Annotated in this window: 21 protein-coding genes and 1 tRNA gene; 9 read left to right on the top strand and 13 right to left on the bottom strand. The window is 64.5% G+C overall.

Annotated elements, in window-relative coordinates; genetic code table 11:
* Positions 1-105 precede the first annotated feature (105 nt).
* The gene (locus NNX38_RS01715; RefSeq protein WP_255796429.1) at positions 106-993 is read right to left on the bottom strand and encodes a metal-dependent hydrolase; all 888 of its coding nucleotides are present in this window, start codon (positions 991-993) and stop codon (positions 106-108) included.
* A gap of 93 nt (positions 994-1,086) precedes the next feature.
* Here NNX38_RS01715 and NNX38_RS01710 point away from each other — a divergent pair.
* Positions 1,087-1,163: transfer RNA gene (locus NNX38_RS01710), tRNA-Met, on the top strand.
* A 55-nt stretch (positions 1,164-1,218) separates the two neighbouring features.
* Here the strand turns inward: NNX38_RS01710 and NNX38_RS01705 are convergent.
* Both NNX38_RS01705 and NNX38_RS01700 read right to left on the bottom strand, forming a co-directional pair.
* On the bottom strand, positions 1,219-1,977 hold the full coding sequence (locus NNX38_RS01705) for an HAD family phosphatase (RefSeq protein ID WP_255796428.1): 759 nt from the start codon (positions 1,975-1,977) through the stop codon (positions 1,219-1,221).
* 2 nt (positions 1,978-1,979) lie between these two features.
* The gene (locus NNX38_RS01700) at positions 1,980-3,503 is read right to left on the bottom strand and encodes a mannitol dehydrogenase family protein (protein ID WP_255796427.1); all 1,524 of its coding nucleotides are present in this window, start codon (positions 3,501-3,503) and stop codon (positions 1,980-1,982) included.
* 276 nt (positions 3,504-3,779) lie between these two features.
* On the opposite strand from NNX38_RS01700, the gene NNX38_RS01695 reads away from it, so the two are divergent.
* The 3 genes from NNX38_RS01695 to NNX38_RS01685 are packed head-to-tail and all read left to right on the top strand — an operon-like array spanning position 3,780 to position 6,531.
* Positions 3,780-4,646, top strand: coding sequence for a hypothetical protein (locus tag NNX38_RS01695; RefSeq protein ID WP_255796426.1), 867 nt, complete (start codon positions 3,780-3,782; stop codon positions 4,644-4,646).
* A gap of 28 nt (positions 4,647-4,674) precedes the next feature.
* On the top strand, positions 4,675-5,316 hold the full coding sequence (locus NNX38_RS01690; RefSeq protein WP_255796425.1) for a GNAT family N-acetyltransferase: 642 nt from the start codon (positions 4,675-4,677) through the stop codon (positions 5,314-5,316).
* A gap of 57 nt (positions 5,317-5,373) precedes the next feature.
* Positions 5,374-6,531 (top strand): alpha-hydroxy-acid oxidizing protein, encoded by a 1,158-nt coding sequence (locus tag NNX38_RS01685; RefSeq protein WP_255796424.1) that lies wholly within the window; start codon positions 5,374-5,376, stop codon positions 6,529-6,531.
* A gap of 18 nt (positions 6,532-6,549) precedes the next feature.
* Here NNX38_RS01685 and NNX38_RS01680 read toward each other — a convergent pair whose 3' ends face one another.
* From NNX38_RS01680 to NNX38_RS01665, 4 genes are all read right to left on the bottom strand, one after another.
* Entirely contained in the window at positions 6,550-7,179 is a 630-nt protein-coding gene (locus NNX38_RS01680) for a TetR/AcrR family transcriptional regulator (protein ID WP_255796423.1), read from the bottom strand.
* 375 nt (positions 7,180-7,554) lie between these two features.
* A complete protein-coding gene (locus NNX38_RS01675; protein WP_255796422.1) occupies positions 7,555-8,370 on the bottom strand; it encodes a DUF1295 domain-containing protein in 816 nt (271 codons plus the stop codon).
* Positions 8,371-8,411: 41 nt separating this feature from the next.
* Entirely contained in the window at positions 8,412-9,101 is a 690-nt protein-coding gene (locus NNX38_RS01670; RefSeq protein ID WP_255796421.1) for a response regulator transcription factor, read from the bottom strand.
* The gene (locus NNX38_RS01665) at positions 9,094-10,374 is read right to left on the bottom strand and encodes a sensor histidine kinase (protein ID WP_255796420.1); all 1,281 of its coding nucleotides are present in this window, start codon (positions 10,372-10,374) and stop codon (positions 9,094-9,096) included. The genes NNX38_RS01670 and NNX38_RS01665 overlap by 8 nt, the downstream gene beginning before the upstream one ends.
* A 132-nt stretch (positions 10,375-10,506) precedes the next feature.
* Here NNX38_RS01665 and NNX38_RS01660 point away from each other — a divergent pair, with 132 nt between their 5' ends.
* Entirely contained in the window at positions 10,507-11,034 is a 528-nt protein-coding gene (locus tag NNX38_RS01660; RefSeq protein WP_255796419.1) for a GNAT family N-acetyltransferase, read from the top strand.
* A gap of 17 nt (positions 11,035-11,051) precedes the next feature.
* Here the strand turns inward: NNX38_RS01660 and NNX38_RS01655 are convergent, their stop codons facing one another.
* The gene (locus tag NNX38_RS01655) at positions 11,052-12,596 is read right to left on the bottom strand and encodes a cell wall metabolism sensor histidine kinase WalK (RefSeq protein WP_255796418.1); all 1,545 of its coding nucleotides are present in this window, start codon (positions 12,594-12,596) and stop codon (positions 11,052-11,054) included.
* On the bottom strand, positions 12,593-13,342 hold the full coding sequence (locus NNX38_RS01650; protein ID WP_255796417.1) for a response regulator transcription factor: 750 nt from the start codon (positions 13,340-13,342) through the stop codon (positions 12,593-12,595). Before NNX38_RS01650 ends, NNX38_RS01655 begins: the two co-directional genes overlap by 4 nt.
* A gap of 239 nt (positions 13,343-13,581) precedes the next feature.
* Between NNX38_RS01650 and NNX38_RS01645 the strand changes: the two genes are divergently transcribed.
* The 4 genes from NNX38_RS01645 (at position 13,582) to NNX38_RS01630 (ending at position 18,167) form a co-directional block, all read left to right on the top strand.
* Complete coding sequence (locus NNX38_RS01645) at positions 13,582-14,421, top strand: formate/nitrite transporter family protein (RefSeq protein WP_255796416.1); 840 nt, start codon at positions 13,582-13,584, stop codon at positions 14,419-14,421.
* 296 nt (positions 14,422-14,717) lie between these two features.
* Positions 14,718-15,230 carry a CarD family transcriptional regulator gene (locus NNX38_RS01640; RefSeq protein ID WP_255796415.1) on the top strand — a complete coding sequence of 171 codons (513 nt, stop codon included), beginning with the start codon at positions 14,718-14,720 and terminating at the stop codon, positions 15,228-15,230.
* Between the two features lie 542 nt (positions 15,231-15,772).
* Complete coding sequence (locus NNX38_RS01635; protein ID WP_255796414.1) at positions 15,773-17,134, top strand: hemolysin family protein; 1,362 nt, start codon at positions 15,773-15,775, stop codon at positions 17,132-17,134.
* On the top strand, positions 17,127-18,167 hold the full coding sequence (locus tag NNX38_RS01630; protein ID WP_255796413.1) for a hemolysin family protein: 1,041 nt from the start codon (positions 17,127-17,129) through the stop codon (positions 18,165-18,167). Before NNX38_RS01635 ends, NNX38_RS01630 begins: the two co-directional genes overlap by 8 nt.
* 3 nt (positions 18,168-18,170) lie before the next feature.
* On the opposite strand, the gene NNX38_RS01625 is transcribed toward NNX38_RS01630, so the two are convergent.
* From NNX38_RS01625 to NNX38_RS01610, 4 genes are all read right to left on the bottom strand, one after another.
* Positions 18,171-18,764: a DUF1992 domain-containing protein gene (locus NNX38_RS01625; RefSeq protein ID WP_255796412.1), complete on the bottom strand. Its 594-nt coding sequence runs from the start codon at positions 18,762-18,764 to the stop codon at positions 18,171-18,173.
* Positions 18,765-18,875: 111 nt separating this feature from the next.
* Positions 18,876-19,451 carry a hypothetical protein gene (locus NNX38_RS01620; protein WP_255796411.1) on the bottom strand — a complete coding sequence of 192 codons (576 nt, stop codon included), beginning with the start codon at positions 19,449-19,451 and terminating at the stop codon, positions 18,876-18,878.
* Positions 19,452-19,467: 16 nt separating this feature from the next.
* The gene (locus NNX38_RS01615; protein WP_255796410.1) at positions 19,468-20,613 is read right to left on the bottom strand and encodes a zinc-dependent alcohol dehydrogenase; all 1,146 of its coding nucleotides are present in this window, start codon (positions 20,611-20,613) and stop codon (positions 19,468-19,470) included.
* Between the two features lie 52 nt (positions 20,614-20,665).
* Complete coding sequence (locus NNX38_RS01610; protein ID WP_255796409.1) at positions 20,666-22,213, bottom strand: ATP-binding protein; 1,548 nt, start codon at positions 22,211-22,213, stop codon at positions 20,666-20,668.
* Between the last annotated feature and the right edge of the window lie 271 nt (positions 22,214-22,484).

Below are 22,484 nucleotides of genomic sequence, written 5' to 3'. Positions count from 1 at the left end.
ATCAACCGGCGAAAAGCACTTCCAGAGGCAACTGGCAGAGAAGAATGGCTTCGGAATGGGGCAATGAGGAATAACCGCGGCGGCAGTCCGGGAAACGTTTGCTGACTAAGCCGAGTCGGTGCGGGTGCAAATGGTATCCATAACCACTTCGGCAGCTCCCTCGCCGGGTTCACTGCTCAACCGCACTTCGATTTCGGAAACAACGGCCAATGAGTCTAGATGCGTGCCGCCGCAGGGAATGCTGACCGTGCCGTCGGGCAGTTCGCAGACCCAGCGGCGCATGCCGGTAAGAAGGTCCGATTCGCGCTCGATGCGGACCTCTCCGTCGGATGCCACCCACTCGGCCAGCGTCGCGTTCACGCCCTTTTCCACGGCTGCCAGGTCCGCCAGCAGAGCGTCCGGCAGGAAGCCCTTGCGGCGCAGGGACTTTCCCAGCCGGTAAACGTCCCGGGAGCCTCCGGGCAGAATCGTCGTTGTTTCGATGGCCAGGGCGTCGAAGTCCGGGTTGCCTGCCGCATCTGCCTGCACGTCCTTTTTCCAGGCGCCCGCCAGCTGCCGGTTCAGCGCCAGGGATGCGAGATGGCAAGCGGTGTGCCCGGCCGAAAGCGCGGCCCGATGTGCGCCGTCCACGCTGACTTCCACGCGGTCCTCCTCCGCAATGCCGGAGTCCCCCGGCAGCACATGTACCACCACGGACACCCAGCCCTCGGTGCCCTTGCGGACCGGAATGTCCCGTCCGAGGAACAGTGCGGCCCCGTCAGTGGCGCCCACCACGCAGTCCAGCAGCGGCACCTCGTGGCCGCCCGGCGTCGTTAGCGTTGCCCGGTCCGGCCCTTGGTCCGGCCAGCCGGCGTCCACCGGGTGTACAGGAGTGGCGTCCAGGAGCACCGCAAGCCGTCCATCCGGCAGTGTCTCCACGTGGAGTACGGCTCCCGTGCCCGTCAGGGCTCCGGCGGGATAGGTGACGGCGGTATCGATTTTCGGCAGGCTCATCCGCCCCAGCGTACCGAACCGGACCGGAGAAATTGTGAGCCCCGCCACTGGATTACGCTGTGCGGAGGATCTGCGGTAAAGTTGAGACCACGCCGCGGGGTGGAGCAGTTCGGTAGCTCGCTGGGCTCATAACCCAGAGGTCGCAAGTTCAAATCTTGCCCCCGCAACCAAGAAAAAGATCCCGATCCGGAACCCGGATCGGGATCTTTTTTGTCCTGCCTGCCCTTAGCCCCGCAGCAGCGGAAGCAGCTCGGGCCAGGAACTGATGACGGCGGCGACGCCGGCCTCCTCCAGTTCCCGGCGGCGCTGTTCGCGTTCGGCCGGCGCTACGAAGCGGAGGTTTCCAATGACCTGGCAACCGGCAGCAACCGCAGACTGTGCACCGGGCAGCGAGTCCTCGATGGCCAGCGTTTCCCCGGCGGTGAGTCCCAGTTCCTTGATGGCCTGCAGGTACACGGCCGGGTCCGGCTTACTCACCGGCGTCGGCAGGGAGTCTTCGGCACTGAAAACCCGCTCCGGCGCGAAGAACTGTTCAAGGTCCGTTGCTTCGAAGCACTTATGCAGCCGCGACAGGGCGCTGGAGGAGACCACTGCCAGCCCGTAGCTCTTGGCGAGCGAACCCAGGACGTCGACGACGTCGCTGTCCGGTTCCAGCCGCTTGTTCAGGTAGTCGCTGACCACACGCTTCTCTTCGGCGATCCACCGCTCAAGGTCTTCCTGGCTGAGCTCGCGCTGCGGCTTTTCCCACTGCCCGGTACCGGCGGAGAGCTCCTTGGCCAGGGTCCGGAAGTTCTTGCCCGTGGTGGCCAGACGCAGCTGCTCCGAGTCGAAGCGCTCCTCCATGCCCAGTTCGGCGGCGAGGTCATTGGTGACCCCCACGGAAGCTTCGAAGGCTATTTCCTCGGACGGAAACAGGTTCCCGTCCGCGTCGCACAGGATGGTGGTCACCGCTGCGGGATCGAGTGTCTTGGTCTGCGTAGGCATGCTTAGTTCCTCTCAACTTTCAGGCTTTGTTTAATCGTCTCGCGGGGTCCGCGGGTCCGCAGGCTGTCGACTGCTTCCTGCAGTTCTGCGATGAAGCGGGCATCGTCGGCCAGCTCGCCGAAGATCGACTCGTCCGCCGCGAAGGCCGCGACGTCCTTGTTGGCGGCCACGGGGCGCAGGTCCTCCAGGAGTGCATCCTGGACGTCGATCGGATTTCCGTTGAGGTCCTCGCCTCCGAGGAACTCGATCCAGCCGGCAACAGTGAGGACCAGAAGGCGGTGCTCACTGCCGGCGGCGAGCGCTTCTTTCAATGAGGGCAGGACGTAGGAGGGCATCTTCGTGGAGCTGCGGCGGGCCAGGCGTTCCAGCTGGTCACTGATCTCAGGGTTGGAGAAACGGCTGATCAGCGTCTCGCGGTAGTCTGCCAGGTCCATTCCCGGCACATCGGGCAGGAGCGGGATGATTTCGCCCATGAGCCCGCGCACATAGGCGCGGATCTCGTCGTCGCGCATGGCCTCGTCGCTGCTGCTGTGCCCCAGCAGGGAGCCGAAGTAGCCCAGGCCGCAGTGGCTGCCGTTCAGGAGCCGGGTCTTCATCAGTTCGAAGGGCTCGACGTCCTGCACCAGCTTCGCGCCGACCTGGTCCAGCGGCGGGCGCTCATTGCAGAACTTGTCTTCAATGATCCACTGCCGGAACGGTTCGGTCAGGACGGGCCAGCCGTCCTCGACGCCGAACTCCTCCGCGATCTCATCCCGGTCCTCGGGGGACGTGGACGGGGTGATGCGGTCCACCATGCTGGACGGGAAGCAGACGTTTTCCTCAATCCAGTCCGCCAGCTCGGGCTCCTGCAGGCGGGCGAAGGACACCACTGCGGTGCGGGTGGTCTTGCCGTTCTCCTGCACGTTGTCGCAGGACAGGATGGTGAACGGTTTGATGCCGGCCGCGCGGCGCCGCCGCAGGCCCTCGACGAGGTAGCCAAAGACGGTTTCGGGCGGCCCGTCGCCCTGCAGATCGCGGGCAATCTCCTCATCCTCGGGCAGGAACTCCCCCGTATGGGCGTCCACGTGGTAGCTGGTGCCGGTGACGGTGAGTGTCACCAGGCGGGTACTCTCGGCAGCAAGCGCGGTGAGCACGGCTTCCGGATCTTCGGGCGCGTACAGGTAGTCAACGATGGAACCGACAATCCGGGCATGGTTGTGGTCTTCGCCCCGTTCAACCACGGTGTAGAGGTTGTCCTGGCTTGAAAGTACGTCCTTCATCTCGCGGCGGTGCAGTCCGACGCCGATGATCCCCCAGTCCTGGCTGAGGCCCTTGGCCGCAATCTCGTCAAAGTAAACGGCCTGGTGGGCCCGGTGGAATCCGCCGACTCCGAAGTGGACGACGCCGGCGCGCAGCTTTTCGGGGTCATACGACGGCACCTCCACTGCGTTGCTTTGCAGCGGCAAGGTTGCCACGGCCAGCGGCAGCGCATCGGTCGTCGGACCGTCCGCGGATTCATTGGGTGTTTCCAGTGTTGCGTCAGTCATTCTTCTTTTCCTTGCTCATCATGTCCGTCATATGGACCGGATTCCCCCTGCTGAAGACGCAGAAAAAGGACCCAAAAACGGTGGAAATGGCTGCTTCCAGCCCAAATCTTTCCTACGGCCCGCTTCTGAACCCATCCTTCATAAATTATAAGGGTGCTGATGATCACAAAATGGCAGCATGCTTAGTTCCTTCCGTCACACTGGCCGGAATTCCCGCCCTATACTGGCGTTTTCCGCACCGGGAATCGGTGTGTTCCGATTGGGGGAATCGTGACCATGGGTATTTCAGCCGGCCCGCGCCCAGCTTTTACGGCGGCGGGTCTGGCCTTGCTGGTAGCCGTCCTTGCCGGCTGCGGCACCGATCCGGCGGACACTGGCACCAGCAGGTTCACCGCTTCCAGCTCACCTTCCCCGTCCCCCGCAGTGAAATCGACGGAAAAAGCATCAGCGAAGGCCAAGCCCTCCCCGGCAACGGCGACGAAGAGTCCGGCGCCGGCGTCGTCCGCTTCCCAACGCGGGCTGGGAGTCAAGGGCAACCTTGAGACGGCCCACGGAACCTACCTGCAGGTTTCGCCGGCGGAAGATGATCCGGCGTGGACCCTCGATCCGGCGCTGGTGGAGCCGAAGCTGCTTTCCCTGTACTCACAGGCGCAAATCGAGGAAGCGCACCGGAACAACCTGGCCTTTATGGTCGAGGAAGGGCTCGATTCCCCGCTTAACGGCGGCGCCTGGACGCCGGATCAATGGTGGGCAGCGAATGGGCAGCGAATCGCTCCGGAGCTCCAAGGCATGGCTCGGCAGAGCCTCAGCGACGGTTCGCCCTTTGGCGGAGTCGTTATGCAGAGCACCTTCCACCAGGAGCGTTACGGCGACTCCTACCGGTATGTCTACGAACAGGACCGGTCACGCTTCACAAAGCTGGACATCGAAGTCCTCGAGGTGTGGCTGGCCGACGATAACAAGAGCATCGTCACCGAGATTTCCGCAAACGCGGAAATGGAGGTCGCACCCGGTGCCGGCGAACCGGGAACCAACACACAGGTTATCGAGGCGTCCATGACGCTGTGTTCCCGGCCTGGGGAGACCGCAGGCGAATGGCTGATCACGGACTGGCGCAACCTCTTCCAGGTCACGGCGGGTTGAGCCTGGCAGACCATGCCGGGTTGGCCGCATGAACGCCGTGCGGCCCCAACACTCGGTTCTTCCGGGCCGGTTTGTCCGGCTTGAGCCGCTCACCTTGGACCTGATCCCGGACTTGCACCGGGCCATTGCGGTGCCGGAGGTCTTCGCCGGTGGATACGGCGGCGGGCCGGCCGGGCTGCACCCCGATCTGGACGGGTTCACGGCCTGGGCCCGTGCCTATTACCCGTGGGGCGAGCTGCCGTTCGCGGTGCGGCTGGTCGAGGGCAACACGCCGGGGGCGGTGGTGGGAACCAGCAGCCTTGCGGACCTGGACCTGCCCGGCGAGTCGGCGCAGCTGGGGTGGACCGCCTATGCTCCCGCTTTCTGGGGCACTGTGGTCAACGCGGAAACGAAGCTGCTCCTGCTCGGCTCCGCTTTTGCAGCCGGTTTCGGACGAATCAGCATCCAGGCAGACTCGCTCAACACCCGTTCCCGTGCCGCGATCCGCGGAATCGGTGCAGTTTTCGAGGGCGTCCGACGCCGGGACAAACGCCGCGCCGACGGCAGCTGGCGGGACACCGCGGTGTACTCGGTCCTGTCCGACGAATGGCCTGCAGTCCGCGCCCGACTCGAGGAACGGGTGGAACGGTTCGCAGCGGGCCTGCCCGATGCGCCGCCGCCGCTGGAGTAGCATCCCGGACAAAGCGGAAATACGGCAAAGCGGCCGGAAAGAAAAGGCGGAGCCTCCATGAGCACGAACTACGGCGATTATCAGCTTGGCATCTACATGAACGGCGCACGCGGGGTCCTGCCGGATCTGCCGATGAGCTTCGCCGGCATGGAGGAATTGGCCGAAAGCAGGATGGATCCCCGGATTCTGGGTTACGTGGCCGGCGGCGCCGGCAACGAGCACACTCAACGGGTCAATGTGGCTGCCTTTGAGCGGCTCGGCATCATGCCGCGCATGCTGGTCGGAGCCGCCCAGCGCAGCCTGGGCATCGATCTGCTGGGCCACCGGCTGCCTTCTCCCCTGTTCTTCGCCCCAGTGGGGGTGCTGGGTGCAGTGGCCGACGACGGCGACCTGGCGACGGCTGCCGCTTCCGCGGAGCTGGGCATCCCAATGGTTGCCTCCACCCTCTCCTCAGCTCCGCTGGAACAGGTCCGTGCAGTCGCCGGTGAAACACCCGGGTTCTTCCAGCTCTACCCGCCCGCCGACCGGGAGCTGGCGGAAAATCTGGTGCACCGTGCCGAAGCTGCCGGGTACTCGGGCATCGTCATTACCCTGGATACGTGGGTGAATGGCTGGCGGCCCCGGGACCTCAGTGCCGCGTACCTGCCGATGCTCTCGGGCCAGTGCCTGGCCAATTACCTGACCGATGACCGGTTCCGGAAGCTCCTGGCAGACCAGGGGTCACCGGATCCCGCCGCGGCCGTCATGCTGTGGGCCTCGCTGTTCGGGAATCCCACGATGACGTGGGAGGACCTGGAGTGGTTCCGGTCCATGACGTCGCTGCCGATCATCCTTAAAGGCATCTGCTCCCCCGAAGACACCCGGCGCGCGCTGGACGGCGGGATGGACGGGATCTACTGCTCCAACCACGGCGGGCGGCAGGCCAACGGCGGCATCCCGGCGATCGATTGCCTGCCCGGCGTCGTCGAAGCCGCCGACGGCGCACCCGTGCTCTTCGACTCGGGCGTGCGGTCCGGTGTGGACGCTCTGCGGGCGCTGGCACTGGGCGCGACGGCGGTGGGCATCGGCCGGCCCTACGTCTACGGTCTGGCGGCGGGCGGGCAGGCGGGAATCACCCATGTCATGCGCAGCCTGCTCGCCGAAGCGGACCTGACCATGGCGGTCAACGGCTACCCGGACCTGGCCTCGCTGCGCGGATCCCTACACCGGCTCTAGGATCTGCGCGGCGAAGGGCTAGGCCTCCGGGAAGCCGTCCCTCGGCCACCAGCACGGGAGCAGGTAACGCAGCGTGGCCAGCCGGGCTTCGACGTCGTCGTCGTCGCTAACCACCCACTGTTCGAACCAGGAGGCATAGGCGCCGCCCAGGAAGGCCGCGGTCGCGTCCAGGTCCAGGGCCGGCGGCGGCACGTTGTGCGCCCGCCAGACATGCAGTGCCAGAAGAATCCGCACGTTTAGCTGGTCAGCGAGGATCCCGAGAAAAGTCTCGGTGTGGAAAAGTGCCCGGTAGACCCGCTGTTCGGCCTTGGTGTGCTGCACGATCTGCCGGATGGACTCGACGTACAGGTCCCCGATCTCCGCGATTGTCCGGCCGGTGCCGCGTTGGTCCAGTTCAACTGTGCCAAGCCGATCCACGACGCCGGCGTATACCGAACCGGCGAAGTCGAAAATGTTCCGGTGGTGTCCGTAGAAGGTGGTGCGGTGCACCCCGGCCTGCCGGCAGAGTGCAGCCACGCTGATCTCCGCGAGCTCGTGATCCCGAAGCAGCTCCCACAGTCCCGCCTCGAGCGCATCCCGGGTGCGCGTAATCCGCGGCTCATCCGACGGTGAGTACCGTTGCGGCTTTGGGCTGTGCAGTCCGGGCATGGGACTTATCTTCTCAGATACACGGAAGGGCCCCGCCGAAGCGAAGCCCTTCCATGCCGCGGCGCTGGGGGACGCCGCAAGCTTTTAGATATAACCGGCCCAGTGGTTCGCCAGGAACAGCACCGGTTGGTTTCTATCCTGCCCTATTCAACACCTGTAGAAGAACTTCCCAGCCCCGAAACCGTCGAATGTGACTGAGCAGACATCCGTCGGCGCGGACCGGGCCCGGCGGCCCGCTCCGCCGCACAGGGTCCCACCATTTGGTGCTCCTGTGAAAGCTGGGACAACAGGAGGCAACAGACGCCCCACCCAATGGGACGCTGTGCCCGGGTTGAGGCCCGGCGGCCCGCTCAACATTCCGCCTTGCCTCCCCGCCTAACGGGCGTGCTTCGAACCCAGCCGCGGGGGAAGCGGGATCATCGCGGAGGTCCGGCGCCGGTACCCTGCGTAGTCCGGGTAGCGTGCCAGGGAAATGCTCTCGGTGAAGGCGGTGGAGCCGGCGAAGAGCAGAGTCAGGAGGACCGGGCCCGCCAGCGTCCAATGCAGCCACTCCCCCGATGCAGTGACGGCGAAACCGTAGAAGAGCCACCATTGGAGCTGTTCAAAGAAGAAGTTCGGATGGCGGGAGTATCGGAACAACCCCGTCCGGAGAAAGTCGGCCGGCGGAATCCGTCCGGCAGTCCGCAGGGCCTTTTTCCACTGCTGGAAGTTCCACTGCTGCTGGTCCGCCAGGGTCTCTGAAGCCAGTGCGGCCAGAAACAGGACCGCCAGCAGCCAGTCCCAGCCCGTAAGCGCTCCGGGGTGTTGATAGACGGTCAGCACCGGCAGGGTCATCATCCAGACGACGACGTTCTGGTAGACGCTGATGAACAGCAGGTTGAAGGCCTGGAACTGCCACGGCTTCAGCCGTCGGCGCAGGATCCCCCACCGGTAGTCCTCCCCGCCCGGGGAGTACCCGCCCTTGCGGGCAAAATTGAACGTCAGCCGGACGCCCCACAGCGTAACCAGGACCGCCATCAGCGTCACCCTGTGGTCGCCGTCGGACGCAACGGCAAAAACCCACAGATAGGCCAGCGGAACTATGGACCAGATGCGGTCCGTCCAGGAGTATTCCCGGGTGAGCAGTGAGAGCACCCAGGTTCCGGCGCAGGCAGCAGTGAATATCTCGAAACAAACGCGAACCGGGTCCATCCTCGGAGGATACGGTCGGTTTCCTGTCAGCGGGAGCCCTCTTAGCCCAGCAGCCGGTGCTCATACGCGAAGGCCACCATCGAAATCCGCGTAGCCAGACCCAACCGGTCCTGGATACGGCGGATATGCGTCTTGACCGTGGCCTCTGAAAGGAACACGCTGCCCGCAATGTCCGCATTGCTGAGCCCCTTGGCCACGAGCAGGAACACATCCTTTTCCCGTGCGGTCAGCTCGGCGATGGCCGCCGTGTCCGGTTCCGCCGGATCCGCGCTGCGGGTGAGATGCGCAAAGAGGTCATGGGCTGACCCGGGGGCCACCACGGAATAGCCCGCATAGACGGTCCGGATGGCGGAAAGCAGGAATTCCGGTTCGGCGCTCTTGAGCAGGTAGCCGCTGGCTCCGGCGCGGACGGCTTCCACCACGGCCTGGTCCCGGTTGAAGGTGGTCAGGGCAATTACCTTCGGCCGTTCCCGTCCGGCCTCGTCCGCTGCTGCCATGATGCGACGCGTTGCTGTGATGCCGTCCACCACGGGCATGCGCAGGTCCATCAGCATGATGTCCGGGCACACGGCTTCCGCCAGTTCCACGGCTTCCATCCCGTTGCCGGCGCTGCCGCAGTAGGCCAGATCCTGCTGCGAGCGGATCAGCATCTGGATACCGGTCCGGAACAGCGGCTGGTCATCCACCAACGCCACGGTGATTGGTCCGGCGCCGGCCGCAGCCTCACTCATCTGCGCCAACCAGCTCCGCGGCATAAATCTCCGCACCCGGAGCACTCAGTGCCAGGCCGTAGGGAAGGAACGCGGTTACCCGGAAGCTGTCCCCGTCCGGACCGGCCGTAAGCCATCCCCCGGCAAGGTGAGCCCGCTCCCGCATGCCGGGGATGCCGCGGCCCGTGCCAACCGACGTGGTTGCTCCGGTGCCCGGCTTTCCGGGCTGATCCGGATAGGAGGCTATCTGCAGCGAAAGTCCGGGACCGCTCCAATCCAGATGCACGGTTACCCGGGTGCCTGTCCCGCCGTGGCGCAGGGCATTGGTCAAGGACTCCTGGACAATCCGGAAGACGGCCATCTGCTGGCCCTCCGGAAGTTCCACCGGGGTTCCGGATTCAGTGCGCTCCACGAGCAGGCTGCTGCCCTGCTGTTCCAGTAGTTCCTCGATATCCGCCAGCCTCGGCTGCGGGAGAGCGGACCCGCCGTCGCCCACCCCCTCGATCACGCGCTGGGCATCCGTCAGGGCGCGGCGGGCAGACGAAGCGATGTTCTCCAGCGCGTCAAGCACGGGCTGCGGCTGATCCTTGCCCAGATACCGGGAGCCGTCCGCCTGGGCGGCGATCACCGCCAGCGAGTGGGCCAGGACATCGTGCAGGTCGCGGGAAATCCGGGTGCGCTCCTGTTCCACGATCAGATCCACTTCGGTGGCCTTCAGCGTGTCCACGGCCGCCGTCCGTTCCGCCGACAGGGTGCGGCGCTCCTCCCAGCCCCGAAGGGCATAGCCGGCCAGCCACCCAACGGTCAGGATGACCAGCAGGAAGGAGGAATACAGTATCCAGAAATCCCGCATGGTGTGCCACGAGACACCGTAAACCGGCAGCCAACCGACTCCTCCCGAGTAGCTTCTGTTCAGCATGAGGTAGGACATGGTGGCGGCGAGGAAAGGCGCGGTGGCAATTCCAGCCACCTGCTGCCACTTGCTTCCCGAGAACGCGGCGAAAAAGAGAACGACGGCGGAGCCCAGGTAAATGGGCCAGGTGTTGGGCTCCAATGGCGGTACCGCGCGGAGCAGCTGCGCACCAAGGACGGCAGCGGGAATGAGCATTGCAGCGTAGGCAAACCGTGAGGCAAGCCCTATGGCCAAGGTGAAGGCCAGCAGCGGGAACAGACCGGACCAGCTTAGAAAGTCTCCACCCATCCGGCCTGCCTCGCCGATAATCCAGAGCACCAGAAATACTGCAGCTGCCGCCGGGGCGCCCCAGGTACGCGTGTAATTCAGGAATTGAGTCATGGCCCCGAAGCTATCCCGCCCCCACCCGACTTTCGGATGAAACGGCAGTCTTTCATCCCAGGGGCTGGTAATCCTGCCCATTTGGTTGATTTCCGATAAACCCACCAAATTAAACGGCCGTACAATTCCCCCATGACGACCCTGATTACCCCCGACGTCCGTTTCCGGAACAGCTGGCTGGCCGCGGCCGAAGAATTCAACGGCGAATGGATGGACGGTTCCGGCGTCTACGGGGACACCTCGAAAGAGCGCATTCACACGGAAATTGCCGGGGACTTTCCCGGATTCGTCGACGGGCTGGTTAAGGAGCGTCTCCCGGACACACCGCGGCAGGACGGTTTTGTGCCCTGCACCTATCTCTGGCTCGTGGAGGGCGAGGAGTTTCTCGGCTCGCTTGCCATCCGGCACACCCTGAACGATTTCCTGTTCGAGCAGGGCGGCCACATTGGTTACAGCGTCCGGCCCTCCACACGCCGGCGGGGGCATGCCACACGCGCGCTTCAGGCCGCCCTGCCGGTTGCCCGTGAGCTGGGCATTGCACGGGTGCTGGTCACCTGCACCGAAGACAACACCGGTTCACGCGCCGTTATCGAGAAAAACGGCGGCGTTTATGAGGACAGCCGGGACGGCACCCGCCGGTACTGGATCGACCCGGCCTAAAGACTGCGGGAGTTGGATCAGCCCGCTACCGCACCAGCCAGCGGCAGCAGCACGGTGAAGCTGGTGCGGCCGGGTTTGCTCTCGGCCTCGATGGTCCCCCCGTTGGCCTCAACGAGGGCATAGACAATGGCCAAGCCGAGGCCCGTGTTGCTCCTATTCCCCGTCCGGGCGGAATCGGCCTTGCTGAACCGGGAGAACAGTGAATCGATGAAGTCCGGATCAATCCCCTGGCCGTCATCCGTCACCGTCAAGGTGGCCCAGGTTGCTCCCGCCTGCAATCCGATCTCTACGCGGGTCCCCCGAGGAGTGTGCTTATGGGCATTGGACAGCAGATTAATCAGCACCTGCCGCAGCTCGGACTCGACGGCGGACACCACTACCGGTTCATCGGGCAGCATCAGCGTCCACTGGTACTCCGGGGCGGAGACCTGCGCATCGCTGACTGCCTCCACGATCAGTTCAGTGAGGTCGACGTCGGCCCACTCGCCCCGTTGGCCCTCGTCCAGCCTCGCCAGCAGCAGCAGGTCCTCAACCAGCGCGGACATGCGCTTGGACTCGCTGTCCACCCGTTCCAACGCGGCACGGCCCGGTGGGCTGACATGTTCGCTGAGCAGGACCAGCTCCGTGTACCCGCGGATAGAGGTAAGCGGCGTGCGCAGCTCGTGGCTGGCATCGGCAACGAACCGCCGTACCTTCGTTTCGCTGGCATGCCGGGCGCGCAGGGCGTTGGTGACGTGATCGATCATGCCGTTCAGGGCCAGCCCCACCGTTCCGACTTCGGACCCGGGGCGGGCCGCCGCAGGAGGCACACGGACGGGAATTTCCACTTCGCCGGAGGCCAGCGGCAGCTTGGAAACAGAGGTCGCGACGGCGGCCAGTTCGTCCAGCGGGCGCAGCGAGCGGCGGATGATCACCGTGCCTGCAAATCCGGTGACAAGCAGGCCGGCCAGGGACAGGACAACCATGGTCAGATCGAGCGAGGCCAGGGTGCTCTCCCGCTGCGCCGTTGATAGTCCTGTGACCAGCATTTGGTCGCCCGCCCCGGGCGGGGCGGGGAACGCATCCAGCCGGTAATGCCCGCTGGACAGGTTCATGTCCTGGGGGCCCCGGGCCGGATCCATTCCCGCCAGCAGGTCCAGGTCCGCTCCGTTCAGGGAAACGGCAGTGCCGTCCTCAAGCACAAGCACGGATCGGCGGACACCGCCGTCCTCGAAGAAGGCATTCAGGGAGCCCGGGCGTTGGCCGGGCTGGTAGTCGCTGCCGTCCCCGCGCGCCCCGGCTCCGTTGTTCGTACCGGCGGCTCCCGGGGCCTGCTCCTTTTGGGGTGACTGATACTCTCCCGAAGACTGGCCGGGGTGGAACCCGGCCCGGGCCGCAGCACGTTCCAAGCCGTCGTCGAGCACTCCGGTGAGATACCGGTCCATGGCCACGTGGCTGAAAATGCCCAACGCCGCACAGGTCACTGTCAGGAGTGCCAGCGTGGCGAGTATGAGCTTGGTGCGCAGCGGATGACTGCGTATCTGCGATCGACCGGCAGCCGGACGGTTATCCGAATGGATCATGGGGCCGCCGGTTTAATCACGTAGCCGGCGCCCCGGACCGTGTGGATCATGGGCGGGCGTCCAATGTCGATCTTCTTGCGCAGGTAGGAAATGTACAGCTCGACAATGTTCGCCTGGCCGCCGAAATCGTAGTTCCAGACGTTCGTCAGGATCTGCGCTTTACTCAGCACCCGCCGGGGGTTCTCCATGAGGTACCGCAGCAGCTCCCACTGGGTGTTCGTGAGGACAATATCTTCCCCGCCCCTACTGACCTCGCGGGTTTCCAGGTTCATCACCAGGTCGCCGACCACCAGTTCGTCCGAGCCCGACGCCGCGGCCCCGGAACGCTGCACCAGCCGGTGCAGGCGGAGCATCAGTTCTTCCATGCTGAACGGCTTGGTTACGTAGTCATCCCCGCCGGCGGCCAGCCCGGAGATACGGTCCTCCACCGCATCCTTGGCGGTAAGGAACAAGGCGGGAACCTGCGGTAGGAAGGCCCTGATTTTCTGTAGTGCCACCAGCCCGTCGACCCCGGGCATCATTACGTCCAGCACCAGGACGTCAGGCCGGAATTCGCGGGCGGCCGAGACCGCACCGAGTCCATCACCGGCAGTAACGACGTTCCAGCCCAGCATCCGCAGGCCCATGCTCACGAGCTCCGCGAGGCTGGTCTCGTCGTCCACCACCAGAGCCCGGATCGGACTGCCGTCGGGGCGTGCGAGGCGCGGAAGATTGCCTGTGGGCGATTGGGACGAAACGTGTGCCATGGATGCGTCCTTTGGCTCGGTGCCGTGGCTGGGTCCAGCGTAAACGCAAAGTTCCCTTTGCGTCCCGGTATTTTTTCCCTGCTGTCTCGACCCTGTGCCGGGCCTGTGCCGGGCCTGTGCCGGGCTTGTGGGACCAGTGCGGATACCGGGCCACGGGACAGGGAATTGAACGCACCGCGGCCGCTTTATGGTTTAAGAGGACCGTATCCAGAAAAATCCAGCCGCACCGGAAGGACGCCATGAGCGAGGAACGCCGCAGCGAAATCGGAGAGTCCTCAGCACCGGTGGAGGACGAACTTAAGGAATCCTTCGACAACACGGTGACGGAAGGTGCAGAACGACTGCACCGCACCTTTCGGACCATCCTGGTGACCGGCGTGTTCGGCGGCATGGAGGTCGGCCTGGGCGTCATGGCCTATCTCGCCGTGATGCATGAAACCGGAGACCACCTCCTGGCGGGCGTCGCGTTCAGCGTTGGCCTGATCGCCCTCTTCCTGGCGCACAGCGAGCTGTTCACCGAGAACTTCCTCATGCCGGTCGCCGCCGTTGCTGCCAAGGAAGGCAGCATGAAACTGCTGGCCAAGCTCTGGGGCGGAACCCTGCTGGCCAACCTGGCCGGCGGTTGGATATTCATGTGGATAGTGATGCAGGCCTTTCCGCAGTGGGCGCCCACAGTGGCAACATCGGCGTCGCACTTTACCGAGGCGCCCTTCTCGCTCCAGACCGTGGCACTGGCGGTCCTGGGCGGCAGCACCATCACCCTGATGAGCCGCATGCAGCAGGGAACCACCTCGGATCCGGCAAAAATCGTGGCAACTGTCATCGGCGGTTTCCTGCTCGCCGGGCTCCAGCTTTTCCACTCAATCCTGGACTCACTGCTGATCTTCGGCGCCATCATCTCCGGAGCGGAAATCACCTACCTCGAATGGCTGGGCTGGTTCGGCTACACCCTGCTGTTCAATATGCTCGGCGGCCTGGTGCTGGTCACGGCACTGCGGCTGGTGCGTACCAAGGAACTGGTGGCGCAGCGGCGCAGGGAGGCGCCCGGTGACGCCGATGCTTCCCGGAGGAAGGCCTGAGCACGTGCGCCGTGCGGCGCAACCCAAGCACTGCCGGCGGCCCCGAAAAGAAGGCACTTGCGCAGGGAGGATAAGCTGACGGGACAGCGTGGGGACCGCGAGCCGGACAGTCAATGACTAATCCGTCAACCTTTTCAGCAAGATCCGCACCTCCCGCCTGGAAATTGACTCCTTCTCTATTGCCCGCCCGCCCGGCCGTCACCCTTCACTGGTGACCGGCCTGGACAGTTCCAAGCGGTCTCGGGAGCCCGCTTCTAAAAGCATGCTCGGAACCATTTGAACAGAGGGACGTCATTTTGAATTTCACCGTCGGGCAGACCCTGGTGTACCCGCACCACGGCGCAGTCACCGTTACCGATATTTCCCCCATGACCATCAAAGGGGTGGAACGGGAAACCCTGACCTTCCGCGTCCACGCCACTGAATTGACGATCAAGCTTCCGGCGGACAACGCCGAAGATGTTGGCGTGCGCTCCGTCATTGATGACGCCGGCGTAGAAGCCGTCTTCGCGGTGCTGCGCGGACCGGTGGGGATGGAACCGGACAACTGGTCCCGCCGGTTCAAGGCCAACGAAGGCAAGATGTCCACCGGCGAACTGCGCCTGATCGCAGAAGTTGTCCGCGATCTGTGGTGCCGCGAGCGGACCCATCCGCTGTCCACCGGGGAGAAGCGGATGCTGCTGAAGGCCCGGCAACTGCTCGTCTCCGAACTTGCCCTTGCCAGGTCCTCGTCGGCGGAGGACGCCGGCGACCTGCTCGATTCCGTCCTGATGGAAACGATTGCGGAACCGGAGCTGGCGACCAGCTAGCTCCGGCTGCCGCTTCCCCTGCGTCTGCACGCCACGGCCGGCGTGCAGACGCACGGGAAGGCAGTGGTAACTGCTCGTTTTGGATCAGGGCGGGCAGGCGTTGTATCAAGGAGAGTAGGACGGTTTTCCGCTTCCCGCGGGGGCCTTCCGCTGCGGATCAAGAGAACTTCGAGGGCCTTGATGCGAGGGCCCGGAAAGGCGCCCGTGAACTTTCCCTGCACCTGCTTTTGCCAGCCCGTGCCCGGCACCGGCCGGCTGGGGATTGAGATCTATGACCCGTTCTGTCTGGTGCGCCAGCACCGGGTGGCGGCTTCCACCAACCATGAGCCCAACTACAGGCAGGGTAGCTGGTAGGCAGTTTGGCATGGTCTCTGACCACAACCTGAATAAAACCTTGGAACAGCAAACAGGTCCATCCTGTAATATTCCTTGGACTATGGATGACCCTCCCTCACATAAACCCTTGCCCCTCCCCGTCCTAACCGACCTGCAGACTGTGCCCACTCCGGCTGCACCGGCTATCGCGAGAGAGGGGCAGACCCATGTATGAATGGCTCATGGTCGGCGTAGGTTTGCTCCTCACCGTCGGCACCGGACTGTTTGTCGCCTCCGAATTTGCGCTCGTCAATCTGGACCGTGGGGACCTTGAGTCACGCCGCGACAAGGGCGAGAAACGCCTCAATCCCACGATCAACGCGCTGAAGATCACCTCCACGCATCTTTCCAGCGCCCAGCTGGGTATCACGCTGACCACCCTGCTGACCGGGTACACCTTTGAGCCTGCGATTAGTTCGCTGCTGCGCTCCCCGCTCACGGCGCTGGGCCTGCCGGAAGGACTGGTGCCGGGGATCGGTGCCGTCGCCGGCATTTTCCTCGCCACCATCTTCTCGATGATCATCGGCGAACTGGTACCGAAGAACTTTGCCCTGGCCCTCCCCCTGGCGACCGCCAAGCTGGTGGTGCCCTTCCAGACCGTCTTCACCACGGTGTTCAAGCCCGTAATCCTGTTGTTCAACAACACTGCCAATGCGATCATCCGCTCCTTCGGCATCGAACCCAAGGAAGAACTATCGGGTGCCCGCAGCGCGGAAGAGCTCAGTTCCCTGGTCCGGCGTTCGGCGCTGGAAGGCGTCCTGGACCTGGACCACGCCGTGCTCCTGAACCGGACCCTGCGCTTTGCCGAGCACTCCGCCGCGGACGTTATGACCCCCCGGGTCCGCATGCGGACGGTTCATGAGTCCGACACTGCGGAACAAGTGGTCGCCGTTGCCACGGCAACCGGCTATTCCCGCTTCCCCGTGATCGGACGCGATTCGGACGACGTCCTGGGCGTGCTGCACCTCAAGCAGGCCTTCGCCGTTCCGCTGGCCGCACGGACTTCCGTCACGGCCGCGGAACTGATGGTGGAACCGCTGCATGTACCCGAGTCCATGGGCGTTGACACGCTGCTGGGACTGCTGCGGGCCCAGGGCCTGCAGGTCGCGATCGTTTCCGACGAGCACGGCGGTACAGCCGGCATCGTCACCCTCGAAGACCTCGTGGAGGAAATCGTCGGCGAACTCGAGGACGAACACGACCGCGCGCGCGTCGGCGTCGTCCGCACGGGCCGTGCCATCACGTTCGACGCCGCGCTGCGGCCGGACGAACTCCTGGACCGCACCGGCGTCGAGGTTCCCGACGGCGAGGAATATGACACCATCGCCGGCTTCGTCACGGACGTGCTGGACCGGTTGCCGGAACTGGGCGACGAAGTGGAAATCGAGGGTGGCACGCTCCGCGTGGAGCGGGTGGTCCGAAACCATATAGAACGCCTGCGCTTCACCCCGTCGGGCTCACTGGAGACCCCGGTGAGCGCCCATGACCGCATTGTCGACTCGCTGACCAAGGACCTGACCCATGAGTGAATACCTGCCCGGAATCATCTGGCTCGTAGTGCTGCTGGTGGTCAACGCGTTCTTCGTCGGCGCGGAATTCGCCGTCATCTCCGCCCGACGGTCACAGATTGAGCCGAAGGCCGAAGCCGGTAGCAAGGCCGCAAAAACCACCTTATGGGCCATGGAGCACGCCACGCTGATGCTGGCGACCAGCCAGCTTGGCATCACCGTCTGCTCCCTGGTCATCCTGAACGTCTCGGAACCGGCCATCCACCACCTGCTGGAGATTCCGCTGGGGCTGACTCCGCTGTCCGCAGACGCCATCGGCATTATCGCTTTTGTGGTGGCGCTGCTGCTGGTGACGTTCCTGCACGTGGTGGTGGGTGAAATGGTGCCGAAGAACATCTCGTTCTCCGTGCCCACCCGGGCTGCACTGCTGCTGGCTCCGCCCCTGGTGATGGTGTCCCGCATTGTCCGTCCGATCATCTGGACGCTGAACGGCATAGCGAACGGCGTCCTGCGCCTGTTCAAGGTCGAACCCAAGGACGAAGCCACCAGCGCCTACACCTTGGACGAGGTGGCCAACATCGTGGAGCAGTCCACGCGTGACGGGGTGCTCACGGACCGCAGCGGCACCCTGACGGCCGCTTTCGAGTTCACGGAGAAGACCGTGGCCGACGTCGAGGTTCCGATCAGCCAGATGGTGCTGCTGCACGAGACCGCCACCCCCGCGGACCTGCAGCAGGCCGTGGACGTCCACGGTTACTCGCGGTACATCCTCACCAACGACGACGGCGACCCCGACGGCTACCTTCACCTGAAGGACGTCATGGACCTCACCACGCCGGATGAGTTCGCCGCACCGGTACCGGCCAAGCGGATCCGCCGGCTGGCGTCCGCTTACCGGGGCAGCGAGCTGGAGGATGCCCTGGCCACCATGCGCCGGAGCGGCGCCCACGTAGCCCGGGTCTTTGACGCCAAGGGCAACACCACGGGCGTCTTGTTCCTCGAGGACATCATCGAAGAACTGGTGGGCGAAGTCCACGACGCCACCACCGTTTAACGCCTAGCGAAAGAGCTTCCACCAAGGCCGCCGCTGCTCCGGTTCCGGAGCGGCGGCGGCTTCTTTTTCGGCTTCCTCAGCCTTCCGTTCCCGCCAGCGCTGCACTTCCTGCTCGACGTCGCGGGTGCGGGTGATAACGGGCGGACCGCCTTCAAGCTGGCGGCGCGCATCGATGACCCGCGCATTGAAATCCTGAACGATCTCCCGAACCTGCTTTTCGGTCCATCGGGTGTCCAGCCGGGCGTCCAGTTCCGCGTCTTCCGTGCGGAGCAGGATGGCCCTGGGCCCCAATCCCGTCACGTTCTCGCGCTGCATCAGCCCCTTGATCCACCATTCCGGATCATGGCCGTCACCCAGGTTCGGAATAGGTTTTCCGGCGTACTTCAGGTTGTCGAAGTCCCCCCGGGCCATGGCATCCCGGACCAGGTAATCGGCCTTCGCGGTGTCGTCGACCTTCCGGCGATTGTGCCGCAGCTTGTCCTCCGCCGCGGCCTGTTCCAGGTCTTCCTGGTCCAGGTCTCCGCCGGCCGCCGCGGCCCGCAGCTGCGCGGCCCGTTCCATCCTGCGCCGGTACTGCTCAACACCCCTGCCGTCCATGATCTCCCGCCGCCTAAGCTGTCCCGTTTAGTGTTTCAACCGGTTCGGACCTCTTCGGTATTCCTACTAAGGAGAAACGGCAAACGCGACAAAAGCGTGCCCGTTCCCGGATTACTTCCGCAGCCTGCGCACGACGGCGCCGACGGCGGTGGCCGCCCCCGCGCCTGCCAGCAGCCACGGGCCGCCGACGAGGATCGGGTCGATCCACTGGTGGTTCACGTCCGCCCGCTTCCGGCCCGCCCGGGAGGAGAAGCCGTGGCGGGTGAACTCGCTCAGCACGCCGGTCTCCGTGATCGGGTTGTCCGGGTGCAGGGTAGCGAAGGACGCCAGATGGCTCTCCACCGCGTCCACCCGGTCCGCGGCGAGCAGGATCAGCCGGTGCGCGGCCCGGGCCTCACTGAACCGGCGGTAGGCGTACCGGCGCATCACGCCGGACAGTCCCTTGGGCGGGCAGGAGGTGCCGAACACGGGGGTGAGGAACTTGTGCTCGATGGACCGCTCCCGCGGATACTTTTCCTCCTGGCGCTCCGGGAATTCCCAGTGTGCGCCGCTGAGGGTCGGGTCAAACTGCAGCTTGGGCACCGCAGGACGGTCCCGGGGATCAAGGTCGACACCCCAGCCCGGGATCCGCGCGCGCAGTTCCTCGCTGGTGGGAGTCAGGGCCGGCTTTTGCGGCGTATAGGCCATTGCGGGGTCCTTCCTTTCAGGAGCCGGGGATGATGACGGGCTTGATGCAGTTATCCAGCTTCGCGGAGAACATGTGATAGCCCTCGGCAATGTGTTCCAGCGGAATCCGGTGCGTGATGATCTCGCTGGGCTTGAGGTAGCCGGCTTTGATGTGCTCGAACAGGCGCGGCCACTGCCGCTTCATCGGAGTCTGGTTCATGTTCAGGGTCAGGCCCTTGTTCATGGCGTCACCGAACTTCACGGCACTGAAGACCGGACCGTACGCGCCCATCACGGAAATGGTGCCCGCCTTGCGGACCGAATCGATGGCCCAGTTGAGCGCCACGGGTGAGCCGCCCTGCAGTTTGAGTTTGGTGGCGGTCACGTGCTGCAGGAAATTACCATCCGCCTCTGCCCCCACCGCATCAATTGCGACATCGGCACCGAGATGGTCGGTGATTTTCTTCATCTGGACCACAATGTCGTCGTACTCGGTGAAGTTGTAGGTCTCGGCGTGGGCGAAAGTCCGCGCCTTTTCCAGCCGGTAGTCCAAGTGGTCAATGACGATGACCCGGCCCGCACCCATCAGCCAGGCTGACTTGGCGGCATACAGCCCCACCGGGCCGGCGCCGAAGACAATCACGGTGTCGCCCTCCACAATGTCCCCCAGCTGGGCGCCGAAGTAGCCCGTGGCCAGGGCATCGGTGCACATCAGGGCGTCTTCTTCATCCATCCAGTCGGGGATGATGGAGGGTCCGACGTCGGCAAACGGGACCCGGACGAACTCCGCCTGGCCGCCGTCGTAGCCGCCGGTGGTGTGCGAATAGCCGTAGAGGCTGCCCACGGCGGTGGCGTTGGGGTTGACGTTGTGGCAGTTCGAATACATCCCCCGCGCGCAGAAGAAACAGGACCCGCAGTAAATGTTGGCCGGGACCATAACGCGGTCGCCCACATTGAGGTTCTGCACGGACGATCCGACTTCCTCGACCACTCCGATGAACTCATGGCCGAAGGTATGCCCGATCCGGGTGTCGGGCATTAGTCCGTGGTAAAGGTGCAGGTCGGACCCGCAGATGGCCGCCCGGGTGACGCGCACGATGGCATCGTTGGGATGCTCGATCGGCGGCATGTCCTTCTCTTCCACCCTCACCTTGTAGGGCCCTCGGTACACCATCGCTCGCACTGGACAGTCTCCTCATCTGAAGCCGGATCTGGCCCCTTAACAATAAGCAGACTTAGTAACTTTGCAACCCTGGTCCCGGTCCAGCCGCCGGAAGCTTCACGGTGAAAACGCTCCCCCGCCCCGCCTCGCTGCTGAAGTCGATGCTCCCCCCGTGCTCTTCCACAATCCTGCGGGTGATCACCAGGCCCAACCCGGCCCCGGGGATGGCCGCGGTGAGAACCTGGCCGGACCTGAAGAACTTGTTGAAAACCTGTTCCTGCTCCGCCTGCGTCATCCCGATGCCGGTGTCGGCGACCTCAATCACCACGGTTTCATCCTGCCGCCGCGCCTCTATCTGCACCGTTCCGCCGCCGGGTGAATACTTCACGGCATTGGACACCAGGTTCTCCAGCACCTGCCGGATCCGGCCTTCGTCCACCACGGCCCGTAGCCCTGCCGACAGCTCGACGCCGATTTCCACCCCGTTGATCCGGGCGTGGGGGCGGAAGGAGTCGGCGGCGGCTGCGACAGTGGAAGCCAGATCCACTTCCTGCAGTTCCATTGCGCCGTTGTCGGACGCCACGGACAGCAGGTCGGAAACAAGCTGCAGCAGCCGCTCGGAATTCCGCACCGCTGCCTGCAGGGCCGATTCGACGGCGCCGGGCAACTGCTCTTCTTCCAGGGCCATATCCAGGTAACCGAGGATGGATGTCAGGGGCGTGCGCAGCTCGTGGGACACATTGCCCACAAACTCACCCTGTGCCGCCAGCGCACGAACCAACTGAGTGACGTCGCTGAACGCCAGGACCGAACATTTGAAGTCCCCACCGTCGACCACCGGGCGCGAACAGACACTGACCGCCATCTTGCCCTCGCCGGCGCCGATCCACATGATCTGCTGCGAAAAGGATTCTCCGGAAGCGGCACGGCGGATGGGGAGCAGCTCGTCCGGAAGCGGTGTGATTCGGTCGGGGCCGTAAACAGACCACGCTCCGGACTTGAAGTCACTCAGGTCCTGGGCACCCAATATGGCCCGGCTGGCCTCCATATGGGCGTTCGCGAGGATCTCCCGGCCTTCGTCATCCACCACGAGCACGCCCACGTCCACCGTGTCCAGGATGGTCTTCAGCAGTGATTCCCGTTCCCTGGCCGCACGCTCGGCAACGCCGCGTGCGGCTTCTGCTGCTTCTGCCTGCTGGAGCGCGTCAACCAGGTCGCGTTCATACCTGCGCCTTCCGGGCATGGGGAAGACCGTGAGCAGGTCCACGGTGCGGCCGCGGTAGGCAGTCCGGACCGCGGAAATGTGAGCCGGCAGTCTGCTGTTACCGGATCCCTTGAAGTCGACACTGAGATACGTTGCTGGTTCGGCAGTGAGTGCTGCGCTCCAGCGTTGGTATTCCAGCAGGTCCTCGGGTGAAAGCAGGTCGGAAAAAACGGTGCCTGCCAGCGCACTTCGGTTCCTGCCGGTCCAAGCCGCGAAGGTGGAGTTTGATTCCAGGATGACGCCTTGCCCGGAAACCAGAACGTACCCGGACGGGGAACGATGGAAAAGGGTCGGCCAGTCCGGAATGGACGTTCGTCGGCGTCCGATGCGGGGAATACGGCGGGAAAACATGGGCATGCCGGACCTTTTGGAAGAACAAGTTACTCAGGGACAATTTCCCGGGACGCGCATTCGTCGAGTATTCGATTGAGGCTTGTGCCCGGCCAAACAATTTATCAGCATGCTTGTTTGATTCGTAATATGACGGGATTTCCCCATTTCCGGCCCCTGCGCATGGCTGCGGTACCCCCGGATGTGCGTGCGCAAGCAGGAGATATTACTACTAATCGAGCGCTTCGGGATGGGTTCCGTCCGTCTTCGCAGCGAGGAACCTCGGGTGGTGGACACG

The sequence above is a fragment of the Arthrobacter sp. zg-Y238 genome (genome assembly GCF_024385525.1).
GTDB lineage: Bacteria > Actinomycetota > Actinomycetes > Actinomycetales > Micrococcaceae > Arthrobacter_B > Arthrobacter_B jinronghuae.
The sequence above is the reverse complement of the archived record's forward strand: the minus strand, read 5'-3'. Positions and strand labels throughout refer to the sequence as shown.

Coding starts and splice junctions, on each gene's coding strand:
- NNX38_RS01665 (WP_255796420.1), bottom strand. CDS start 10,374: ATGACTCAATTCCTGAATTACACGCGTACCTGGGGCGCCCCGGCGGCA.
- NNX38_RS01680 (WP_255796423.1), bottom strand. CDS start 7,179: ATGCCCGGACTGCACAGCCCAAAGCCGCAACGGTACTCACCGTCGGAT.
- NNX38_RS01670 (WP_255796421.1), bottom strand. CDS start 9,101: ATGAGTGAGGCTGCGGCCGGCGCCGGACCAATCACCGTGGCGTTGGTG.
- NNX38_RS01715 (WP_255796429.1), bottom strand. CDS start 993: ATGAGCCTGCCGAAAATCGATACCGCCGTCACCTATCCCGCCGGAGCC.
- NNX38_RS01695 (WP_255796426.1), top strand. CDS start 3,780: ATGGGTATTTCAGCCGGCCCGCGCCCAGCTTTTACGGCGGCGGGTCTG.
- NNX38_RS01620 (WP_255796411.1), bottom strand. CDS start 19,451: ATGGCCTATACGCCGCAAAAGCCGGCCCTGACTCCCACCAGCGAGGAA.
- NNX38_RS01705 (WP_255796428.1), bottom strand. CDS start 1,977: ATGCCTACGCAGACCAAGACACTCGATCCCGCAGCGGTGACCACCATC.
- NNX38_RS01645 (WP_255796416.1), top strand. CDS start 13,582: ATGAGCGAGGAACGCCGCAGCGAAATCGGAGAGTCCTCAGCACCGGTG.
- NNX38_RS01655 (WP_255796418.1), bottom strand. CDS start 12,596: ATGATCCATTCGGATAACCGTCCGGCTGCCGGTCGATCGCAGATACGC.
- NNX38_RS01685 (WP_255796424.1), top strand. CDS start 5,374: ATGAGCACGAACTACGGCGATTATCAGCTTGGCATCTACATGAACGGC.
- NNX38_RS01630 (WP_255796413.1), top strand. CDS start 17,127: ATGAGTGAATACCTGCCCGGAATCATCTGGCTCGTAGTGCTGCTGGTG.
- NNX38_RS01610 (WP_255796409.1), bottom strand. CDS start 22,213: ATGCCCATGTTTTCCCGCCGTATTCCCCGCATCGGACGCCGACGAACG.
- NNX38_RS01625 (WP_255796412.1), bottom strand. CDS start 18,764: ATGGACGGCAGGGGTGTTGAGCAGTACCGGCGCAGGATGGAACGGGCC.
- NNX38_RS01700 (WP_255796427.1), bottom strand. CDS start 3,503: ATGACTGACGCAACACTGGAAACACCCAATGAATCCGCGGACGGTCCG.
- NNX38_RS01650 (WP_255796417.1), bottom strand. CDS start 13,342: ATGGCACACGTTTCGTCCCAATCGCCCACAGGCAATCTTCCGCGCCTC.
- NNX38_RS01675 (WP_255796422.1), bottom strand. CDS start 8,370: ATGGACCCGGTTCGCGTTTGTTTCGAGATATTCACTGCTGCCTGCGCC.
- NNX38_RS01660 (WP_255796419.1), top strand. CDS start 10,507: ATGACGACCCTGATTACCCCCGACGTCCGTTTCCGGAACAGCTGGCTG.
- NNX38_RS01635 (WP_255796414.1), top strand. CDS start 15,773: ATGTATGAATGGCTCATGGTCGGCGTAGGTTTGCTCCTCACCGTCGGC.
- NNX38_RS01690 (WP_255796425.1), top strand. CDS start 4,675: ATGAACGCCGTGCGGCCCCAACACTCGGTTCTTCCGGGCCGGTTTGTC.